Raw genomic sequence first — 15,672 nt, 5'->3', positions numbered from 1 at the left:
ATGACCAATGACCAATGACTAATTAAAAATCATCATCATAGTTTCTCACTGTTTTGGGGTCGGGAGCAAAGGCTAACCACAGAGGAAATTGCAGCAGTGATAAACTGATTTGATCCTCTGAATCGTCAATGATAATCAAAGGCAGTTGATTCGCTTTCGTCAATCGATCTGCTTTCTGAGCGACAGCATCAGATGCCTCAAATAATACCACGCCCCGGTCTGGCCCGAAATCTGGACGACCGATTCCCAAACAGTCTTGTAAACCGCGCCGCCATTCACCTAATCGCTCCGGTGTATTAGCTAGGACTAAAGTACGGACGCGATCGCCATAGAGTTTGTGTAATATCGAAATTGCGGCTGACGCAATCAGGACATTCTGTAAGCGGCTACCCATTGTCCGCAAACCACCCCGTCCCCCTTGGTTAAAAAACCAGTTGGATACACGTTCTGCGTGGACTGGTTCAAAGGTGCGGCGCAGTTGCCACGCCGAACCGTAGTAATCTGGTTTGTTGCGGTATTGGTCAATTAGGCGGCGAATTTGCTTTGTAGTATCTTGAAACTGCTGTTGAGCAAATTGCGGCATTCCAGGCTGGGGTTCTGCTGGTTTAGCCTCTTTTACAGATGGTTTTTCTCGTTCCACCGCAGTTGGCGTCAGTTGCAACTGCTCGGCGGCAGAGGCCAAATCCTGTAAGCTACCCGTGAGATAGTCTTTAAAACCCTGCACCCGAATTGCCAAGTCTTGGGATGCACCAGCAAAAGTGGTTCGCATCTCGTTGCGGATACGTTCTTGGCGGCGTTCTAGCTGTTCTATAGAAATTTGTAGAGCTTGTTTACGCTGTTCTAGCTGCACGAGCGACTCTTGCACGAGTCGTCCTAGCGAAGTTTGAGTTTCACTTAGTTGTGTTTGAAGGTTTTTATAAGAAGCTTCCAGCTTGGCTATTTCTTCCTTGAGGGCTGCTTCAGCATTCTGCAACTCTACCACTCGCTGCTCTGCTTTGGCGTATAGTAAATTATCTTGTGATTCTGCTCCCAACCCGGCAGTTTCAGTTTCTAACTGCGCCACAAACTCGCCATTTGAATTTTCTGTTGGCTCTACTGTAGAATCTACCTCTTCTGCATTTGAGATGAGTAGATCAAAAGTTGCATAGTCTTCTGATGAGCCAATGACTCCTGTTTCTACCACTGACTCAACAGATGGATTTACTGGATGTTCATCTGCATTGCTCTCTTGTTGTTTTTCTGCCAACCACTCATCAATTGGTTCTGGGGTTTGAGATGCCTCTGGGTTCATAAACAGTAGTGTAATTCCTATGACGCGAATAAATAGCTTTCAGAAATAATTACAATTGACACGCTTTCCAAGTTTTAAGTCATGAGTGCTGAGTTATAAATCTAGATCAAAACGACTCAGCACTGATGCCACTCAGCACTAAATACGCGGACAACGTTGTTCCAAACAACTTTTCAAGGTGGTGGGGTCAAATAAAATCGGCAAAAAGTGAATGCTTTTAATTTCTTTAAAGTAAAACAAAATAGGGACTCCATTCCAGAAGATCCGCCAGTTTTGCCATTCTTGGTAGGGAAAGCGCCGAATCAATTTTCCGTCTCTGTAAATATCTAAGTCGGTGACAGTAAATTGCAAACGCAGCGTTAATGCTTGAAACATGAGAAACAAACCAAACAGTGTGAAAGCAAAGCCTACTAACGGTTGTACCAATAGTAGTGGAATAGCAGCAATCACCAACACTATAGGTATATTGTAACTAGGCTTGAGTTCCACAGTTGAAGTGGAGGTAGGAGCAAATGAAGGTGTCACAGTCTTAAATCCTGCTTTGTTAGTAGATATCTTTCCTATTTTAGGAGTGAGGAGTGAGGAATGAAGAATTAGGAGTTTTAACTCCTAACTCCTAACTTTTAGAGTCTTTAGAAGAATGCGTCACCAGCCCCCTGAAACATTAACCAAGAAAGAAAGAAGTTGCTAACAAATATAATCAGCAAGGCAGTCACAACAGCAGTTGTGGTTGATTGTCCTACACCTTTGGCTCCTCCTGTTGTCGTTAACCCCCAACTACAACCAATTACGGCGATTAAAATGCCAAAGCAACACGCCTTAATCATGGCGCTAAAAATATCCCACATACCAAGAAAGTTACGGGCTGAGTCTATAAATACCGTATCAGACATGTTGTAGATATTTGTCGCAATTATCAATCCCCCGAACATCCCTGTTATCAAGGAGAGGAGGGTTAAAATTGGTAACATTAAACAACAAGCAAGGACGCGGGGGATAACTAAGTAATCAATTGGATCTGTTCTTAACATCAACATGGCATCAATTTGTTCTGTTACCCGCATGGTACCGATTTCGGCTGCAAAGGCAGAACCGACTCGTCCGGCCAAAACCACTGCTGTCAACACGGGAGCGAGTTCTCGTGTCAATGCTATGGAAAGCACTCCGCCGATAATGTTTCCGGCACCAAAGTTGATAAATTCTCGCGCTACCTGAATGGTAAACACCGCGCCGACGAAAATAGCCGTCAATAGGGCAATAAATAAGGAATCTGGCCCAACTGCTGCCATTTGTTCTAAGGTGTTACGCCGATGGATTTTGCCTCTCAATAGGTGAACTAGGACTTGCCCACCCAGAAAAATTGCTGCCAGCAACCGCTGACTCCATTCTCCTAAACTGGATTTGGATGTAGTCTGGTTCAATGTTCTGTAGGTAACTCGGTAACTGTTTTAAGAATAGCGGAAGTCATGGGAATGGGGAATAGGGAGTAGGGAGTAGGGAGTAGGGAGTGGGGAGTGGGGAATTGGGAATTAAGAGAATGAAAAATTACCTTTTTTCCCATGCTTCTTCTTCCCCACTCCCTACTCTCCTAAAAAGCTAAACATTAACTTAGGTTAAAGAGCCTCTCAGAAAATAAAGCTGTTATTGAACGTGCTGCTAAACAATAAATAGGCGCTAACCTTGGCTATAACCTTGATTTTACAAGGGTTTTGTAGATTTAAGTAATTTTTTATATCCCCATTACGTGCTGTAACTGGTAGCCGTTCTTTTTAATGAAGATTTAAGATTTTTGACAGATTGGCTGCTCCGAAGCGATCGCACATATTGTAGAAGTTGACAAACCGCTATCTAGCTCTTGTCATCTCTAGTCACGGAGTTTGTTTTAAATGACTATTTTGACTAACTTTCTCCGCTCCCTGCTACTCACAATCATTTTTAGTTTTGCTGCTCCCATATTCCTAGTTGGTGGCGGATTGATCTTTCTATCCCTCATCGGTCACTTTCCTGGCTTACAAAAGTTAACTGAGGCGATCGCTATTCAGATTATCGATTTTCTTGCCACCTTTGGTAGTGGCACTCCCCTGCGCGGATTATTTGTAATTAGCTTGACCTGTAGTTTCGTCGGGGCACTATTTGACAGGTACGCTTATTATCGGTATCAAATTTTACGAATAGATTCATCAGTTGCTCATAAGCTGTAGAACAGAAGAAAAAATGATATTTTCAAAAGTGAAAGTACTACTGGTCTTGACCTAGATAAGAAATTAGTGTTGCTGAATGGATTTTTATTAATTAAATTGAACGCCGAAATTAGTGATTAGATACTTATTATTTATTAGTTATTAATTACTAACAGCATGTATCAGTACACGGTCGTAGTAAACTGATTCTCAAGAGGTCAGAAAAGCACAAGACCAAGAGTTTATGAATTTTGAATACCGCAGAATAGCTAAAATAGCCTGTGCTAAATCATCACGTTAGACGCTAAACTAGAGTTTGGCATTTCGTGTTAGCCGCAATCTTCAAGGACTTGATTAGCATTCATTGAGAATATCAAATAAAACTCATTGTAAAATATAAAAATTTCCTTAAAATTTTGATGAGTATAATGCCTGCTCACGTTTCTTAATAGAGGAAAGCGGATCATCTGACCGTTGGGCATCTTATATTGAATTTATTACGAGGTATGTTGACAGCTCATGATTTGGCCGTTTAAGCCCAAGTTTAGAAAACAAATTGCGCGGATTGAAATTACTGGTGCGATCGCCGGTGCTACTCGCAAACGCGTCCTAGAAGCCCTAAAAACTGTAGAAGAAAAAAAGTTTCCGGCATTATTGCTACGTATCGATAGTCCTGGCGGTACAGTCGGAGATTCCCAAGAAATCTACAGCGCCCTCAAGCGTTTGCGCGAAAAAATTAAAATCGTCGCTAGCTTTGGCAATATTTCGGCTTCTGGAGGAGTCTACATCGGCATGGGAGCCGAACACATCGTCGCCAACCCAGGTACAATTACGGGTAGTATTGGTGTGATTCTGCGTGGGAATAACTTGGAACGCTTGCTAGAAAAAATCGGTGTTTCCTTCCAGGTAATTAAGTCTGGGCCTTACAAAGACATTTTGGCTTTCGACCGGCAACTGACTCAACCAGAAGCAAGCATCCTGCAAGAGTTGATTGACACAAGTTATCAGCAATTTGTTCAAACGGTAGCTGATGGCCGTTCTTTAGCAGTAGAAACTGTGAAAACTTTCGCCGATGGTCGGATTTTTACAGGACAGCAAGCCCTAGAGTTGGGTGTTGTAGACCGCCTGGGCACAGAAGAAGATGCCCGTCGTTGGACAGCAGAACTAGTCGGTCTCGATCCGGAAAAAACACTTTGTTATACCCTAGAAGAACGTAAACCTTTGTTGAGTCGTCTTTTACCAGGAAGCCGTCAGTTTTCATCAGGAATTGGGGCTGGCATTGATTGGCTCGAATTTGAAATGTCTACCAGTGGTTTACCCTTGTGGTTATATCGACCCTAATATGAGTTAGGAGTTAAGAGTGAGAAGTTGAGAGTTTTAACTCCTAATTTCTAACTCCTAACTCCTACTCCTCACTTTTTTGTTTTAAGGAGGATTTTGGCGTGGACTGGCAAATGCGGGCTATTCGCGGAGCAACAACAGTTTCAGAAAATACCGTTGAGGTAATGCAAGAGGTAGTCACAGAACTACTGGATGAACTAGAAAACCGGAATCAATTTCAGACAAGGGACATTATTAGTGTTACTTTCTCAGTGACACGGGATCTAGATGCTATTTTTCCAGCGGCGATCGCTAGAGCGCGTCCTGGTTGGGATAATGTAGCTATGTTAGATGTGCAGCAAATGCACGTCGAAGGCAGTTTACAGCGCTGTATCCGGTTCTTAGTCCACGCCTATATGCCAGCCTCCGCCTCAATTTATCATATCTATTTACGCAACGCTGCTAGCTTGCGTCCTGACTGGAGTTTGCCCCAGCCATTACAAGCATCACAGCCAGCAGTTAAGTCAAAAGTGTAAATTATTTACGTCTAAGTAAGTCGGCGCGAAAAAAACAAACTATTTCCAGAGGGCTTTTATTTAAAAAGTGGCATAATTTTTGAAACTAGCAACACCTTAAGTCAGGTTATGTTTAAAAAATTAGCAGCAGGAATTGCTTTTGGAATACTACTCGCTGTAAATCCTATAGCTATAGGTGAGAATAACAATCCAAACTATCGTAGCAATCTTCTTGGTAAGTCCAGCAAAGAAGCAATTGATGTGTCTAAAATATCCATAGGTGATATTAAGCTAGGGATGAAAGAAAAAGATATTTTCAAAAAATTGGGTAAACCGAAAAGTCGAACTACAAAGTATGACGACGTTTGTTATACCTCCTATATTACTACTTGGAAATATGAGGGATTAGAAATTGAGGGACTTTCAACTTCTAATAATGCCAGTAAAAGTGAGGTGCATCAAATTAGTGCTTCTAGTTCACGTTATCCTACTGAGAACGGGGTAAAGATAGGCGATCGCATAAATACGGCTCAGAAAGCATACTCTACATTGTTATCAACAATTGATAGTGAAAAGAATTTAGTATATCCAAATGATGCTTATGGTGGTTTAATCTTTTCTACCAACAAGCAGAGGAGAATTAGAGAAATCAGATTAGTGGAAGCATCCTGTTGAGTGGTTGCTATTGGCGTAGTTTTGTGTCGAGTTTTGGACTAAAGTAAAGCATCCATTTCAAATTTTCATCACAAGATGTCGTATTTGCTTGTATGTTAAAGTGTCTGCCAGAAAGCTAACTTTGAATAGGGTAATTATGGAACAGCAAACTTTTGAAGGAACGTGGGAAGAGATTCTCCTGCGTGCTTCTGAACTGACTGGACGACGAGTAAAATTAATAATCCTGACTAATGAAACCTCAAGTGACGCATCTACTGATACCTTAGACAAGTCGTTGCGAGGAAGAGTCGGGCAAGTCAATTTTCAGCCATCAAATTTGTCTGAGCGTACAAAGGAAGCTTTTACAGACATTTTGTCAACTAAGTATGACCCTTCAAGGTTAAACCAGTGACCCTTTGCGATGCTTCTGCTCTGATTGCTTTAATTAACCAAACCGATGCCAATCACCAACGTTGTATTGATATCTTACCTCAGCTACTAGCCCCTTTACTAACCACTTGGTCTTGTTTTACAGAAGCCATGTATTTATTAGGTCGCTATGGTGGATGGTCTGCACAACAAGAGCTATGGGGCTATGTTACTGATCAAATTCTTTTGTTGCACCAGAATAATGTAGAAGAACAGGAAAGAATGCGATCGCTGATGGAGCAATATCGAGACATCCCAATGGATTTGGCAGATGCTTCTTTGGTAGCCACTGCTGAAACCTTAAATCAGAGACGAATTTTTACTCTTGATCGAGATTTCCACATCTATCGATTTCGTGGTAATCAATCTTTTGAAGTTGTACCTTGAGCGATAAATCGCAAGAAAAATAGCGATCGCAGTTTGCTACAAAAATAGACATTACAATAATATATGGATGGATATCTAAAAGTTAGAGTTTTTACGTTATTTCTACAGCCAAAACTGGCGATCGCCCTCTAACATACTGCTTGGATAAATCCCCCTTAATCGCAGTTTTGCCATCTTATGCGCTCCATATACTGGCATTGGTAAGCGAGGCATTTTTAATGCTCCATGATGCAGTAAGGTGAGTTTCAAAGTAGTTTCAACCACTTGTTCTATGGGAGGAGAAATTAAAGCTGGATGGTTTGCAGTGATAACTGTTAAGCGTAAAGGATCAGCAAGACCCATCTTTTCAGTTACTTGAGTTGTCACCAGAACTGCTTCAGTAGAAGAAATACGCAGCGCCAAACCTTTTTCTGGTGCAGCTATGATTTTATTAACCAAATTATATAGTCGAGGAATATTAGACTTTCGACACTCTACTAATATCAATTTACAGCCAATGGCTTCAGCCCATTCTAGGAGATTAGCAACTTCTTGTCCGCAAAAAAGCCCATCACGATAAATCAGTACTATTTTTCCTTCAAACTCCTTTTTTGGTAACAGTCCTTCTAGAAATTGTTTAGGAATTTCTTCACCTTGAATCAAAGTATCTTTTAGCAGATAGCGAATAAACTCTCCTTGCTTCCCATAAAGACGCATACTAGCACAAGCATTCATTGTTCCAGAAAGTTTTGTCTTAGACTGTCTGGAAATATCCAATCCAATGAAACAGTCGGCTATTTCTAGAGGTTCAGCCAGAACAAAAGGTAAATTACCCAGCTTGGCGAGAATTCCTGGAACCACCTGATTGAGAATATTTTTATAATAATCAGGATTCTTCAATGTATCTTCATAAATCATCTGGCTAGCTATCTGGCGATTAAGCAATAGATCATATATTTTGTGATAAAGACTACCACCCTCTTCCTCATCGGCGTTACGATCGCTCTGGGGCAAAAACGCCAAAACTATTTCAGGTTTAATTTCCATTAATTCATTGACTACTTCCTCAACTTTTGCTCTTGCCTGAGTATCACTTAAGTTTTTTAGCGATATTGATTTGGTAACAAATAGGCTTTCAAATTTATAGCTTTTTAACCGTTCTTTAAGTTTTTGTATAAAGTCATCCAACCCCACCTCACAAAGATTCAGAACAGTAATCCGAATTGGTCTGGATGGGTCAGAAAATTTCTTATAGCGGCGGTAAACACCACCTCTAGAAAGACCTGTGAGAATTTTACTTTGAGCGCTAATAAGTCCGTTGCCAAATAGCAAGGGTGTATCTTCAATTGGAACTTGTGGTTGCCAAAACAACTCTGGATAGTGACGGCTGTTGATGCTGATTCCTAACTCAAATCCATAATTATTTAAAGCGTTTTCAGCTTCTTCTTTGTAGGTAGCTAATAATTTTGTTCGTTCTTTGTAAAGAATTTTGGTTTGCTTGAGCAATTCTCCCCAGTTAACCCCAAACTTGCTAGCTGTTTCATATGTCAGATGCCAAGCAAGTTTCTAAGTTGTAGAATGAGGCAACAGATGGTTGTTGTGGATAGAGATAGCTAGCTGCTAACAAGTAGACATAAGCTTGTCGTCGGTCAAAGTCTGATTTACCTGTCTTGAAATCTAAAATATGAATAGTACCATCTGTCTGTTTAAAAGTGCAGTCAGTTGGTGCATATAGATTGAAAGAATAATTACCCTCTTCGATAATTATTGGTGAAGGAAATCCCTCATCGCCTTTGCTCAACTGAATAATTTGCTTGTCAACTAAAATAGGTTCTTTACAATAGTTGTTCAGAATCCCAATGATTCGCTCTTGAACTTCGTCTGGCTCTTGATTTAGTTTTAAAATAGCTGCAACTTTTTCTACACCTTCAGACTGTGACAAAAGTTGGGGGTTTTGATAAAATTCATAAACCCCGCCTTGTGCTAATTTACCAATTCGCTGATGTTTGTTGTCTTCCAACAGAGCTTTAACTTGAGGTTCTTTATGACGAACCTTGTTAAAGCCTCGCTTCATATCACAAAACCAGAATTCTTGACCCACTCGTGAATCTGATAAAGACCAAAGATTATAACTTGCAGATGGTAGCCAACCTTGCCCCATAAGTTTCAATTTCCTATGATAGAAGCTGGTGTTTGGCATACCTGCTCTAAATCTCGAATCATAGACAAAATCTCTCTGTTGTGAGTTAACAAGAGACTATACACCATCTTATGGTTAGTGGTCAAAGCTTTTAGGAAAAAAACTATATGGTATGTCTATAATTATTTATGTAATTGCATGACTTATATCACGACAGTGATCGTACATTACGTTTTGTTGCAAATAGAAGCCACAAATGATGAACTAAGTGGTAATTCTGTCCCATAATTCCCACAGTTGAGCCATCTCTACCTGGGTTTTATCACCATGAGGTTTAGCAAAAGCCCGAAATTCATCCCAGTCTGTGATTTTGTGGTTGTTTCCAGGCGGGTGGTTAGGCAACGGCAGAACATCTCCGGTTTCACCTTTGCGCTGCAACCATAGGTTGATCGTGTTGCGGCTGATGTTGAATAAATCGGGGATCTTGTTTCTCACGAATGATTCAGGATAATAGCTTTATTCATCATCTAATCAACTTATTTCTTCCAGGGCAGTTTAGTACCCATTTCAGTTAATGCTGAGAAAATGAGATAGAGAATAATTAGCCCAATACCCGCAAAAAAAGCTAGTAAATCGTTATCCATAAGTGCTGTTAACTAAAACTTCGTTAATAATAACGGAATCACCTTAAAAAGTTAATTTTTAGCGTTTCTCTGAGCCTGCAATCTTTGGTCTTCTGGGTGCAAACTGTACCAGCCATACCAGTGACGAACTGCTAGCCAGACAGCTGAAAGAAAACCCGCTAAACTGAGGGTGAGGCCGCTGAACGGTACTAATAATCCAAAGACGGGTAATATTGCTCCAGCGATAGTGCAAATGATCGCGGCAAGGGATGCACTGCGGCTAGCTCCTAATCCCCATGTCAATATTAGTAAGATAATGGAAATTAAAGTCCAAGCCAACTGAGCATTTATAACACGAGCTACATAGGTCAAAGTCAAAAGACAAGCAAAGAAAATACTACCAGCGATCGCTACATTTTTGAAACTCATTGGCAGTGACAAATATAACAATAATATCCACCACAAAAATATTGCTGGTGCTAGCAATAAAAGACGCGGAATTACGCCAGTATGACGAATAGGGTCGGTGTTGGTAAACACTCCAAATGGATTTTTTACTGAAACATTATCGTCAAATTTCCAAGTAAATTCAGTGCTGCGTCCATTAACTTTAATCTCATTAGGTACAACGCCACTAGCAAAATCAGCTGGAGCAAAGTTAGCAATTGCTGTAAGACGGAAGTTAGAAAGCAACTGTCCCCCTGCGCTATAAACCCAGCGCGGCCCTCCTTGAGCTTGATAGGTGACTCGAAAAGTTGTTTCTTTCCCTGGTTGTAGCCGGAAAGGAAAATTATAATCACCCGCGTTGGTTGGTTGTAACCTAGTCCCGTCACGTTCTACTTTGTAACTAGCAAGCAGCGTGTAGCCGTTGGGTGGCGGTGCTTCAAAGAAAAAATTATTAATATCCTTGATCTGGTTAATTACTTTATAATCGGCAGTATAATTTGCCTGATAAATTGAGCTGCGACCTGGAACATCTACACTTTGGTCAAGCTTGACTTGAATTTGCGAACCAGCCAGCATTAAATAGCGGTTGCTCTCTCGTGTATCATTGACCTTAACAATTTTGCCATCAACTTGAGTGGTATATGTGTATGGCTCTTGAATAGAGTAGCGCACTTGGGGGGCAAATTGTTCGAGCTTCTCACCTGCAACACTTTGAGCTACTTGAGCCACCCTTGCTTGTTCCCAGTGGTGATAACGATTGCTCAAAGTTGAACAGAGAAAAAATCCCGGTACTAACAGAATTAATACCAGAGTTAAATGCTGTAATCCCCGCAGCAGTTGGGAATAACGAACAGCCCATTCATCAATAAATATTAGTTGTTCGGGCTGGCTTCGACGTAGAGAAAAACTCATCAGAGCGATGGCAACTCCCAAAGCTACGACCAAAAATACTAATAATAGTGAAGCTGTAAGTGCCTGAGTGCCAAATTGAACAAGTTCAGTCGGATGTGTCAAATCGGGTAATCCAGGAATACCTTGTGTAAAAGATGACATTAGTGGTTGTTTGCAGAATTTGGAGAACCAGACCGTTAAAATCTCTCAAAAGTTTCTGGAAAAATGTTTTATATGATACGTGGACAGCTTAAAGAAATGCTGCGATCGCTTTGCTCTGACCCTGAATTGCTCGACTGCAATTTGGTATAAACTAGAACTTACGCACTGAAAACTTGAAAGCTTGATCCCCCCTAGCCCCCAGGGCTGTATCATTCGATAAAGAGAGAGGATTTCTCACTAGACCTCTTGCATAAATAATTTTTTGTCTCACCCAAGGGTGCAAAAAAGAAAGCGAAAATTAATCAGTTAACTACAAATGTACATTAACTAATTATTTGTCAATTTAACAAAATATTGTCACAATGTTCTAAATACCTAAAATACTGACATAGCAAGGATTATGCCAGTATTTTAGGTATTTAAAACAGTTATGCCGATCTAAGTCATTATTCACTAATTAGATGTCGAATACCAGATATTTCACAATTTAATTGTCACTTTCCAGAAACCTAGAAAAATCATGAGTTTTGATAAATTAACAAATTATTTGTCAATAGAGTAGTATAATACAACTATGTTTTGATAGAACACTGTATGCAAGATGCAGAATTTTCTAAAACCTCTACGACTTGGGCAAGCTCCGCAGATGCCAACAGCGATCTTGCTGAAGCAAACGTTATAGTTTCTAAACTTTCAGATGAAGCTTTGCTGAAAATGGAGGTGATTCAAAGTCTTTTAGAAAATAGCGATGCCTACGGCGGGCTGCGCCAACGCACTACATATACTCAAAAGCTCAAAGAAGCAGCAGAAAAGCTTGGTAAGTCAGTACGTACAGTGCGACGGCTAGTAGACAAATGGGAAAACGAAGGTTTAGCTGGACTGGTGCAAAATCAACGGGTGGATAAAGGGAAGCATCGAGTTGATGAGGACTGGCAAGAGTTTGTATTGAAAACTTATAAGGAGGGTAATAAGGGAAGTAAAAGAATGACTCGCCAGCAGGTATTTATTAGAGTAAAGGCGAGAGCAGACGAACTGGGAGTTAAGCCTCCTTCCCACATGACGGTTTACCGAATTTTGCAGCCGTTAATAGATAAAATTGAGCAAGCTAAAAGTATTCGCAGTCCGGGTTGGCGTGGTTCGCGCTTATCAGTTAAAACCCGTGATGGAAAAGATTTACAAATAGAACATAGTAATCAAGTTTGGCAATGCGACCACACCCTTGTTGATGTTTTATTAGTAGATCAGCATGGCAAAATTCTGAGTCGTCCTTGGTTAACAACAGTTATTGATAGTTATTCACGCTGCATTATGGGGATTAACTTGGGCTACGATGCACCAAGTTCTCAAGTTGTAGCTTTGGCGTTACGTCATGCAATTTTGCCCAAGCAATATGGTTCAGAATATGGGCTTAATGAAGAATGGGGTACTTCTGGTTTGCCGCAACACTTTTATACGGATGGGGGTAAAGATTTTCGTTCTAACCATTTACAGCAAATAGGAGTGCAGTTAGGGTTTGTTTGTCATTTGCGCGATCGCCCATCTGAAGGTGGTAGTGTTGAGCGCCCGTTTAAAACTCTAAATACAGAATTATTCTCAACTTTACAAGGATATACAGGTTCAAACGTTCAAGAGCGACCAGAGGAAGCGGAGAAAGAAGCTTGCTTAACGTTGCGGCAGTTAGAGCAAATGTTGGTGCGTTACATCGTTGATAACTATAACCAGCGACTTGATGCTCGAATGGGCGACCAAACAAGATTTCAACGCTGGGAATCTGGTTTAATTGCAGAGTATAAGTAATGGAAGTTGGAGAAATTAACCCTTGGTTGTTTCAAGTTGAACCATATCAAGGAGAAAGTTTAAGTCACTTTTTAGGACGCTTTCGACAGGTAAATGATTTAACCCCTACTGGCTTAGGTAAAGCAGCAGGGCTTGGAGGTGCGATCGCCACAAGTTAAGCTTGCTTTCAGAATGTCCCAACTGTGGGGCAAGATTTAAGGTTCCAGCACTGTGGATAGATGGTTGGTGTCAAAGGTGTTTTATGACATTTGCTGACATGACAAAGTATCAGAAGTATTATTAAATACTAATATTTTAATTTCTAGAATGTCCTAACTAGAGAGTGATTCTGTCTAACTGCACCACTTCCAGATTAAACATAATTGTAAAAGTTGCACTTGGCATAAGTCGGCGCAGTGCTTGTGAATGGGCTTCTGCATCGCTTCGACGACGAAAACGAGCAACAATTTGGTGTTGCATACTGGGGAAATGACGGACGATACACCAAGGATGAAGTTTGTCAATGTAGCTCACAAAAACCTCCTGACAATACTTGTGATTTAGCCAATTAATTCGGTGGTTAAAGCTTACTGGCTCACAAAATTTCCTAGACAAAAGCCACTCTACTTTAAGAGTGGCTGGTAAAAAAATGTCAGAATGATATTGAAATTTGTTGACTTTTAATCCCTATTTACTCTGGTTAGTTAAACAGAGTTTGTTTAAAATAGGACTTACGCAAACAATAGTCGAAACCCTTATTTTATGGTAGGGGCAATTCATGAATTGCCCCTACCGTGTTTAGCTTTGCGTAAGTCCTATAAAAGTACTTCAGGAATCTCCTCAAAGCCTTCTAGCAGCAAATCCATTAGGGCAAGATGGCGTAAATCGGAAGGCATGGGACGGCGGTAGTTGCGCCCTTTGGAGAACCAGCGCCGAACAGTTGAAAGTGAACGAGAGCAAATTCGAGCGATCGCCTCATGATTAACATCCCAATAATTTTAATGTTAATTTATTTTTATTTATGTGTTTTCATTGATTTAATATAGAAATACATAGATAATTTGATGATAGTCACATGGGGAAAGTTGTAGTCAGTATTTACATGGAAGAAGAAGACAAGGAAGCTCTGCAACAACTTGCGGATGCAGAGGAGCGTTCTTTGTCGCAAATGGCAGTGTTAATTCTGAAACGAGCCGTTAAACAAGCGCAGGCGGAAGGGATAATTTCGCCTACTCAGGAGAAGGGTAAATGAGGCGTAGATACTTGCCCTTAGATATCACCTGTAAACCAATTAGGTTTTGAGAAAAAATATCAGCAGATTACATCAATAGAAAATAATGGTTAAATAACAATTTTTACCAAATAAGTAGTTTTGGTATCTGAAAATAAGTTCAGGCTACATCATTAAACGGAAGTTGAGGAATTTGATTGTAAACTTCTGCATTTACTTCAAGAGCTTGACGTAAATCGTATTGTGTTTGTAAATTCAACCAAAACTGAGCGCTGTTCCCAAAATAGCGCGATAGACGCAAGGCTGTATCTGCTGTAATACTACGCTTTGCTTGTAAAATTTCGCTAATTCGTGTTTGAGTTACACTTATATCTTTGCTTAATCGATAAGGTGTGATGTTCAATGGTTCCAAGAATTCTAGTTGCAAGATTTCGCCAGGATGGATGTTTGGCAGACGGTTGTTATTCATAATGATTTTTATACTTAGTGGTAATCGACTATTTCAACTTCTGAAGCATTGTTTTCATTTGTCCAAACAAAGCAGATTCGCCATTGATCGTTAATACGAATACTGTACTGCCCAATTCTATCGCCAACTAGCTTTTCTAAGCGATTTCCAGGTGGAACACGCAAGTCATTAATTGATGTTGCTGCGTCAAGGACAAGCAGTTTTCGTAAAGCAGTCTTCTGGATATTGGGCGGGTATTGAGAAGATGTGAAGCCTTCAAAGATTAGCTTTGTCTCTTCAGATTTGAAACTGACAATCACAATACTATCGTTTCGCATTACTATCGTCAAACGTTAGTATACATTGTCAAGTGATGGATTTTTATTTTCCCCTTCAACCTGTAAACTTGTATTTGCTTGGGCAAAGGCTGTGCAAGTTCCTCTGAATTTTAGAGCAAGTCAATTTTTTTATAGAGTTTGACGTTTGTTCTTATCCCTCCCAGCCAGATTTTAATGACGTAGTTTGGCAAGAAATACCGAATTAGAAGCATTCTCAAGGAATCGCGTTTTATGAGCAAGCTTTGGTAATTCGTAAAGAATTAAAAGATCGCACTCAAGAAGCCACAACACTCAACAACATTGGATTATCTTACAGTAATTTAAGCCAGTACCCCAAAGCCTTGGAGTACTATCAGCAAGCTTTAGCCATTCGTCAACAAATCGGCGATCGCTCAGGCGAAAATTGGCGGAATTTACGGCAGTGTCGGACAGTACTCCAAAGCTTTGGTGTACTATCAGCAAGCTTTAGTTATTAGCAAACAAATCGGCGATCGCTCTGGCGAAAGCAATAGCCTCAACAGCATTGGCGGAATTTACGCCAGTCAAGGACAGTACCCCAAAGCTTTGGATTACTTTCAGCAAGCTTTAGTTATTAGCAAACAAATCGGCGATCGCGCAGGTGTTGGCACAACGCTCAACAACATTGGCGCAATTTACGACAGTCTGGGACAGTACCCCAAAGCCTTGGATTTCTATCAGCAAGCTTTAGCCATGCAAAAACAAATTGGCGATCGCTCTGGCGTTGGTACTATTCTCAGCAACATTGGCAGAACTTACGACAGTCTGGGACAGTACCCCAAAGCCTTGGACTTCTATCAGCAAGCTTTAGCCATGCAAAAACAAATTGGCGATCGCTCTGGC

General features: G+C 40.7%; 20 protein-coding genes and 2 pseudogenes. 11 read left to right on the top strand and 11 right to left on the bottom strand.

Annotation, left to right across the window (positions count from 1 at the left end):
- Window positions 1-22: 22 nt before the first annotated feature.
- The 3 genes from F8S12_RS16055 to F8S12_RS16045 all read right to left on the bottom strand — a co-directional run bounded on the left by F8S12_RS16055 (window position 23) and on the right by F8S12_RS16045 (window position 2,712).
- The gene (locus F8S12_RS16055; RefSeq protein ID WP_196517149.1) at window positions 23-1,291 is read right to left on the bottom strand and encodes a DUF3086 domain-containing protein; all 1,269 of its coding nucleotides are present in this window, start codon (window positions 1,289-1,291) and stop codon (window positions 23-25) included.
- Window positions 1,292-1,429: 138 nt separating this feature from the next.
- On the bottom strand, window positions 1,430-1,846 hold the full coding sequence (locus F8S12_RS16050) for a DUF3119 family protein (RefSeq protein WP_196517185.1): 417 nt from the start codon (window positions 1,844-1,846) through the stop codon (window positions 1,430-1,432).
- A 77-nt stretch (window positions 1,847-1,923) separates the two neighbouring features.
- Entirely contained in the window at window positions 1,924-2,712 is a 789-nt protein-coding gene (locus F8S12_RS16045; RefSeq protein ID WP_196517148.1) for an MlaE family lipid ABC transporter permease subunit, read from the bottom strand.
- Between the two features lie 465 nt (window positions 2,713-3,177).
- Between F8S12_RS16045 and F8S12_RS16040 the strand changes: the two genes are divergently transcribed.
- The 6 genes from F8S12_RS16040 (at window position 3,178) to F8S12_RS16015 (ending at window position 6,776) form a co-directional block, all read left to right on the top strand.
- Window positions 3,178-3,492 (top strand): hypothetical protein, encoded by a 315-nt coding sequence (locus F8S12_RS16040; protein WP_196517147.1) that lies wholly within the window; start codon window positions 3,178-3,180, stop codon window positions 3,490-3,492.
- A 498-nt stretch (window positions 3,493-3,990) separates the two neighbouring features.
- Entirely contained in the window at window positions 3,991-4,812 is an 822-nt protein-coding gene (gene sppA / locus F8S12_RS16035) for a signal peptide peptidase SppA (RefSeq protein WP_196517146.1), read from the top strand.
- A gap of 101 nt (window positions 4,813-4,913) precedes the next feature.
- A complete protein-coding gene (gene aroH, locus F8S12_RS16030; protein WP_331001392.1) occupies window positions 4,914-5,327 on the top strand; it encodes a chorismate mutase in 414 nt (137 codons plus the stop codon).
- Between the two features lie 108 nt (window positions 5,328-5,435).
- Entirely contained in the window at window positions 5,436-5,981 is a 546-nt protein-coding gene (locus tag F8S12_RS16025) for a hypothetical protein (RefSeq protein ID WP_196517145.1), read from the top strand.
- 136 nt (window positions 5,982-6,117) lie between these two features.
- Window positions 6,118-6,372: a hypothetical protein gene (locus tag F8S12_RS16020; RefSeq protein ID WP_196517144.1), complete on the top strand. Its 255-nt coding sequence runs from the start codon at window positions 6,118-6,120 to the stop codon at window positions 6,370-6,372.
- Window positions 6,369-6,776 (top strand): type II toxin-antitoxin system VapC family toxin, encoded by a 408-nt coding sequence (locus F8S12_RS16015; RefSeq protein WP_196517143.1) that lies wholly within the window; start codon window positions 6,369-6,371, stop codon window positions 6,774-6,776. The genes F8S12_RS16020 and F8S12_RS16015 overlap by 4 nt, the downstream gene beginning before the upstream one ends.
- Before the next feature lie 102 nt (window positions 6,777-6,878).
- Here the strand turns inward: F8S12_RS16015 and F8S12_RS16010 are convergent, their stop codons facing one another.
- The 4 genes and pseudogenes from F8S12_RS16010 to F8S12_RS15995 form a co-directional block, all read right to left on the bottom strand.
- Window positions 6,879-8,261 carry a Piwi domain-containing protein gene (locus F8S12_RS16010; protein ID WP_230968042.1) on the bottom strand — a complete coding sequence of 461 codons (1,383 nt, stop codon included), beginning with the start codon at window positions 8,259-8,261 and terminating at the stop codon, window positions 6,879-6,881.
- 34 nt (window positions 8,262-8,295) lie between these two features.
- Window positions 8,296-8,916: a hypothetical protein gene (locus F8S12_RS16005; protein WP_196517142.1), complete on the bottom strand. Its 621-nt coding sequence runs from the start codon at window positions 8,914-8,916 to the stop codon at window positions 8,296-8,298.
- Between the two features lie 267 nt (window positions 8,917-9,183).
- Window positions 9,184-9,366: pseudogene (locus F8S12_RS16000) on the bottom strand (IS630 family transposase); the annotation flags it as partial.
- Window positions 9,367-9,590: 224 nt separating this feature from the next.
- Window positions 9,591-11,018 carry a hypothetical protein gene (locus F8S12_RS15995; RefSeq protein WP_196517140.1) on the bottom strand — a complete coding sequence of 476 codons (1,428 nt, stop codon included), beginning with the start codon at window positions 11,016-11,018 and terminating at the stop codon, window positions 9,591-9,593.
- Between the two features lie 594 nt (window positions 11,019-11,612).
- On the opposite strand from F8S12_RS15995, the gene F8S12_RS15990 reads away from it, so the two are divergent.
- A complete protein-coding gene (locus F8S12_RS15990) occupies window positions 11,613-12,815 on the top strand; it encodes a helix-turn-helix domain-containing protein (protein ID WP_230968041.1) in 1,203 nt (400 codons plus the stop codon).
- The gene (locus tag F8S12_RS42005) at window positions 12,815-12,973 is read left to right on the top strand and encodes a hypothetical protein (protein ID WP_331001391.1); all 159 of its coding nucleotides are present in this window, start codon (window positions 12,815-12,817) and stop codon (window positions 12,971-12,973) included. Before F8S12_RS15990 ends, F8S12_RS42005 begins: the two co-directional genes overlap by 1 nt.
- A gap of 157 nt (window positions 12,974-13,130) precedes the next feature.
- On the opposite strand, the gene F8S12_RS15980 is transcribed toward F8S12_RS42005, so the two are convergent.
- Window positions 13,131-13,328 carry a hypothetical protein gene (locus F8S12_RS15980; protein ID WP_196517139.1) on the bottom strand — a complete coding sequence of 66 codons (198 nt, stop codon included), beginning with the start codon at window positions 13,326-13,328 and terminating at the stop codon, window positions 13,131-13,133.
- A 281-nt stretch (window positions 13,329-13,609) separates the two neighbouring features.
- A pseudogene (locus tag F8S12_RS40635) lies at window positions 13,610-13,786 on the bottom strand (helix-turn-helix domain-containing protein); the annotation flags it as partial.
- A gap of 83 nt (window positions 13,787-13,869) precedes the next feature.
- Between F8S12_RS40635 and F8S12_RS15975 the strand changes: the two are divergent.
- Window positions 13,870-14,046: a ribbon-helix-helix domain-containing protein gene (locus F8S12_RS15975; RefSeq protein ID WP_196517138.1), complete on the top strand. Its 177-nt coding sequence runs from the start codon at window positions 13,870-13,872 to the stop codon at window positions 14,044-14,046.
- Window positions 14,047-14,185: 139 nt separating this feature from the next.
- Here the strand turns inward: F8S12_RS15975 and F8S12_RS15970 are convergent, their stop codons facing one another.
- Window positions 14,186-14,494: a HigA family addiction module antitoxin gene (locus F8S12_RS15970; protein WP_196517137.1), complete on the bottom strand. Its 309-nt coding sequence runs from the start codon at window positions 14,492-14,494 to the stop codon at window positions 14,186-14,188.
- Between the two features lie 14 nt (window positions 14,495-14,508).
- A complete protein-coding gene (locus F8S12_RS15965) occupies window positions 14,509-14,811 on the bottom strand; it encodes a type II toxin-antitoxin system RelE/ParE family toxin (protein WP_230968040.1) in 303 nt (100 codons plus the stop codon).
- A 221-nt stretch (window positions 14,812-15,032) separates the two neighbouring features.
- On the opposite strand from F8S12_RS15965, the gene F8S12_RS15960 reads away from it, so the two are divergent.
- Window positions 15,033-15,287 (top strand): tetratricopeptide repeat protein, encoded by a 255-nt coding sequence (locus F8S12_RS15960; RefSeq protein ID WP_331001396.1) that lies wholly within the window; start codon window positions 15,033-15,035, stop codon window positions 15,285-15,287.
- On the top strand, window positions 15,256-15,672 hold a 417-nt coding region (locus F8S12_RS15955; protein ID WP_230968039.1), incomplete at its 3' end, for a tetratricopeptide repeat protein. The genes F8S12_RS15960 and F8S12_RS15955, both read left to right, overlap by 32 nt.

The organism is Nostoc sp. WHI, assembly GCF_015714725.1.
Lineage (GTDB): Bacteria > Cyanobacteriota > Cyanobacteriia > Cyanobacteriales > Nostocaceae > Nostoc.
This window is presented reverse-complemented; position numbering and strand designations above follow the sequence as displayed.

Excerpts from the sequence above, each read along its gene's own strand:
- F8S12_RS16055 (WP_196517149.1), bottom strand. The coding sequence starts at position 1,291 with ATGAACCCAGAGGCATCTCAAACCCCAGAACCAATTGATGAGTGGTTG.
- F8S12_RS16040 (WP_196517147.1), top strand. The coding sequence starts at position 3,178 with ATGACTATTTTGACTAACTTTCTCCGCTCCCTGCTACTCACAATCATT.
- sppA (WP_196517146.1), top strand. The coding sequence starts at position 3,991 with ATGATTTGGCCGTTTAAGCCCAAGTTTAGAAAACAAATTGCGCGGATT.
- F8S12_RS16025 (WP_196517145.1), top strand. The coding sequence starts at position 5,436 with ATGTTTAAAAAATTAGCAGCAGGAATTGCTTTTGGAATACTACTCGCT.
- F8S12_RS16020 (WP_196517144.1), top strand. The coding sequence starts at position 6,118 with ATGGAACAGCAAACTTTTGAAGGAACGTGGGAAGAGATTCTCCTGCGT.
- F8S12_RS16005 (WP_196517142.1), bottom strand. The coding sequence starts at position 8,916 with ATGGGGCAAGGTTGGCTACCATCTGCAAGTTATAATCTTTGGTCTTTA.
- F8S12_RS15995 (WP_196517140.1), bottom strand. The coding sequence starts at position 11,018 with ATGTCATCTTTTACACAAGGTATTCCTGGATTACCCGATTTGACACAT.
- F8S12_RS15990 (WP_230968041.1), top strand. The coding sequence starts at position 11,613 with ATGCAAGATGCAGAATTTTCTAAAACCTCTACGACTTGGGCAAGCTCC.
- F8S12_RS42005 (WP_331001391.1), top strand. The coding sequence starts at position 12,815 with ATGGAAGTTGGAGAAATTAACCCTTGGTTGTTTCAAGTTGAACCATAT.
- F8S12_RS15975 (WP_196517138.1), top strand. The coding sequence starts at position 13,870 with ATGGGGAAAGTTGTAGTCAGTATTTACATGGAAGAAGAAGACAAGGAA.
- F8S12_RS15970 (WP_196517137.1), bottom strand. The coding sequence starts at position 14,494 with ATGAATAACAACCGTCTGCCAAACATCCATCCTGGCGAAATCTTGCAA.
- F8S12_RS15965 (WP_230968040.1), bottom strand. The coding sequence starts at position 14,811 with ATGCGAAACGATAGTATTGTGATTGTCAGTTTCAAATCTGAAGAGACA.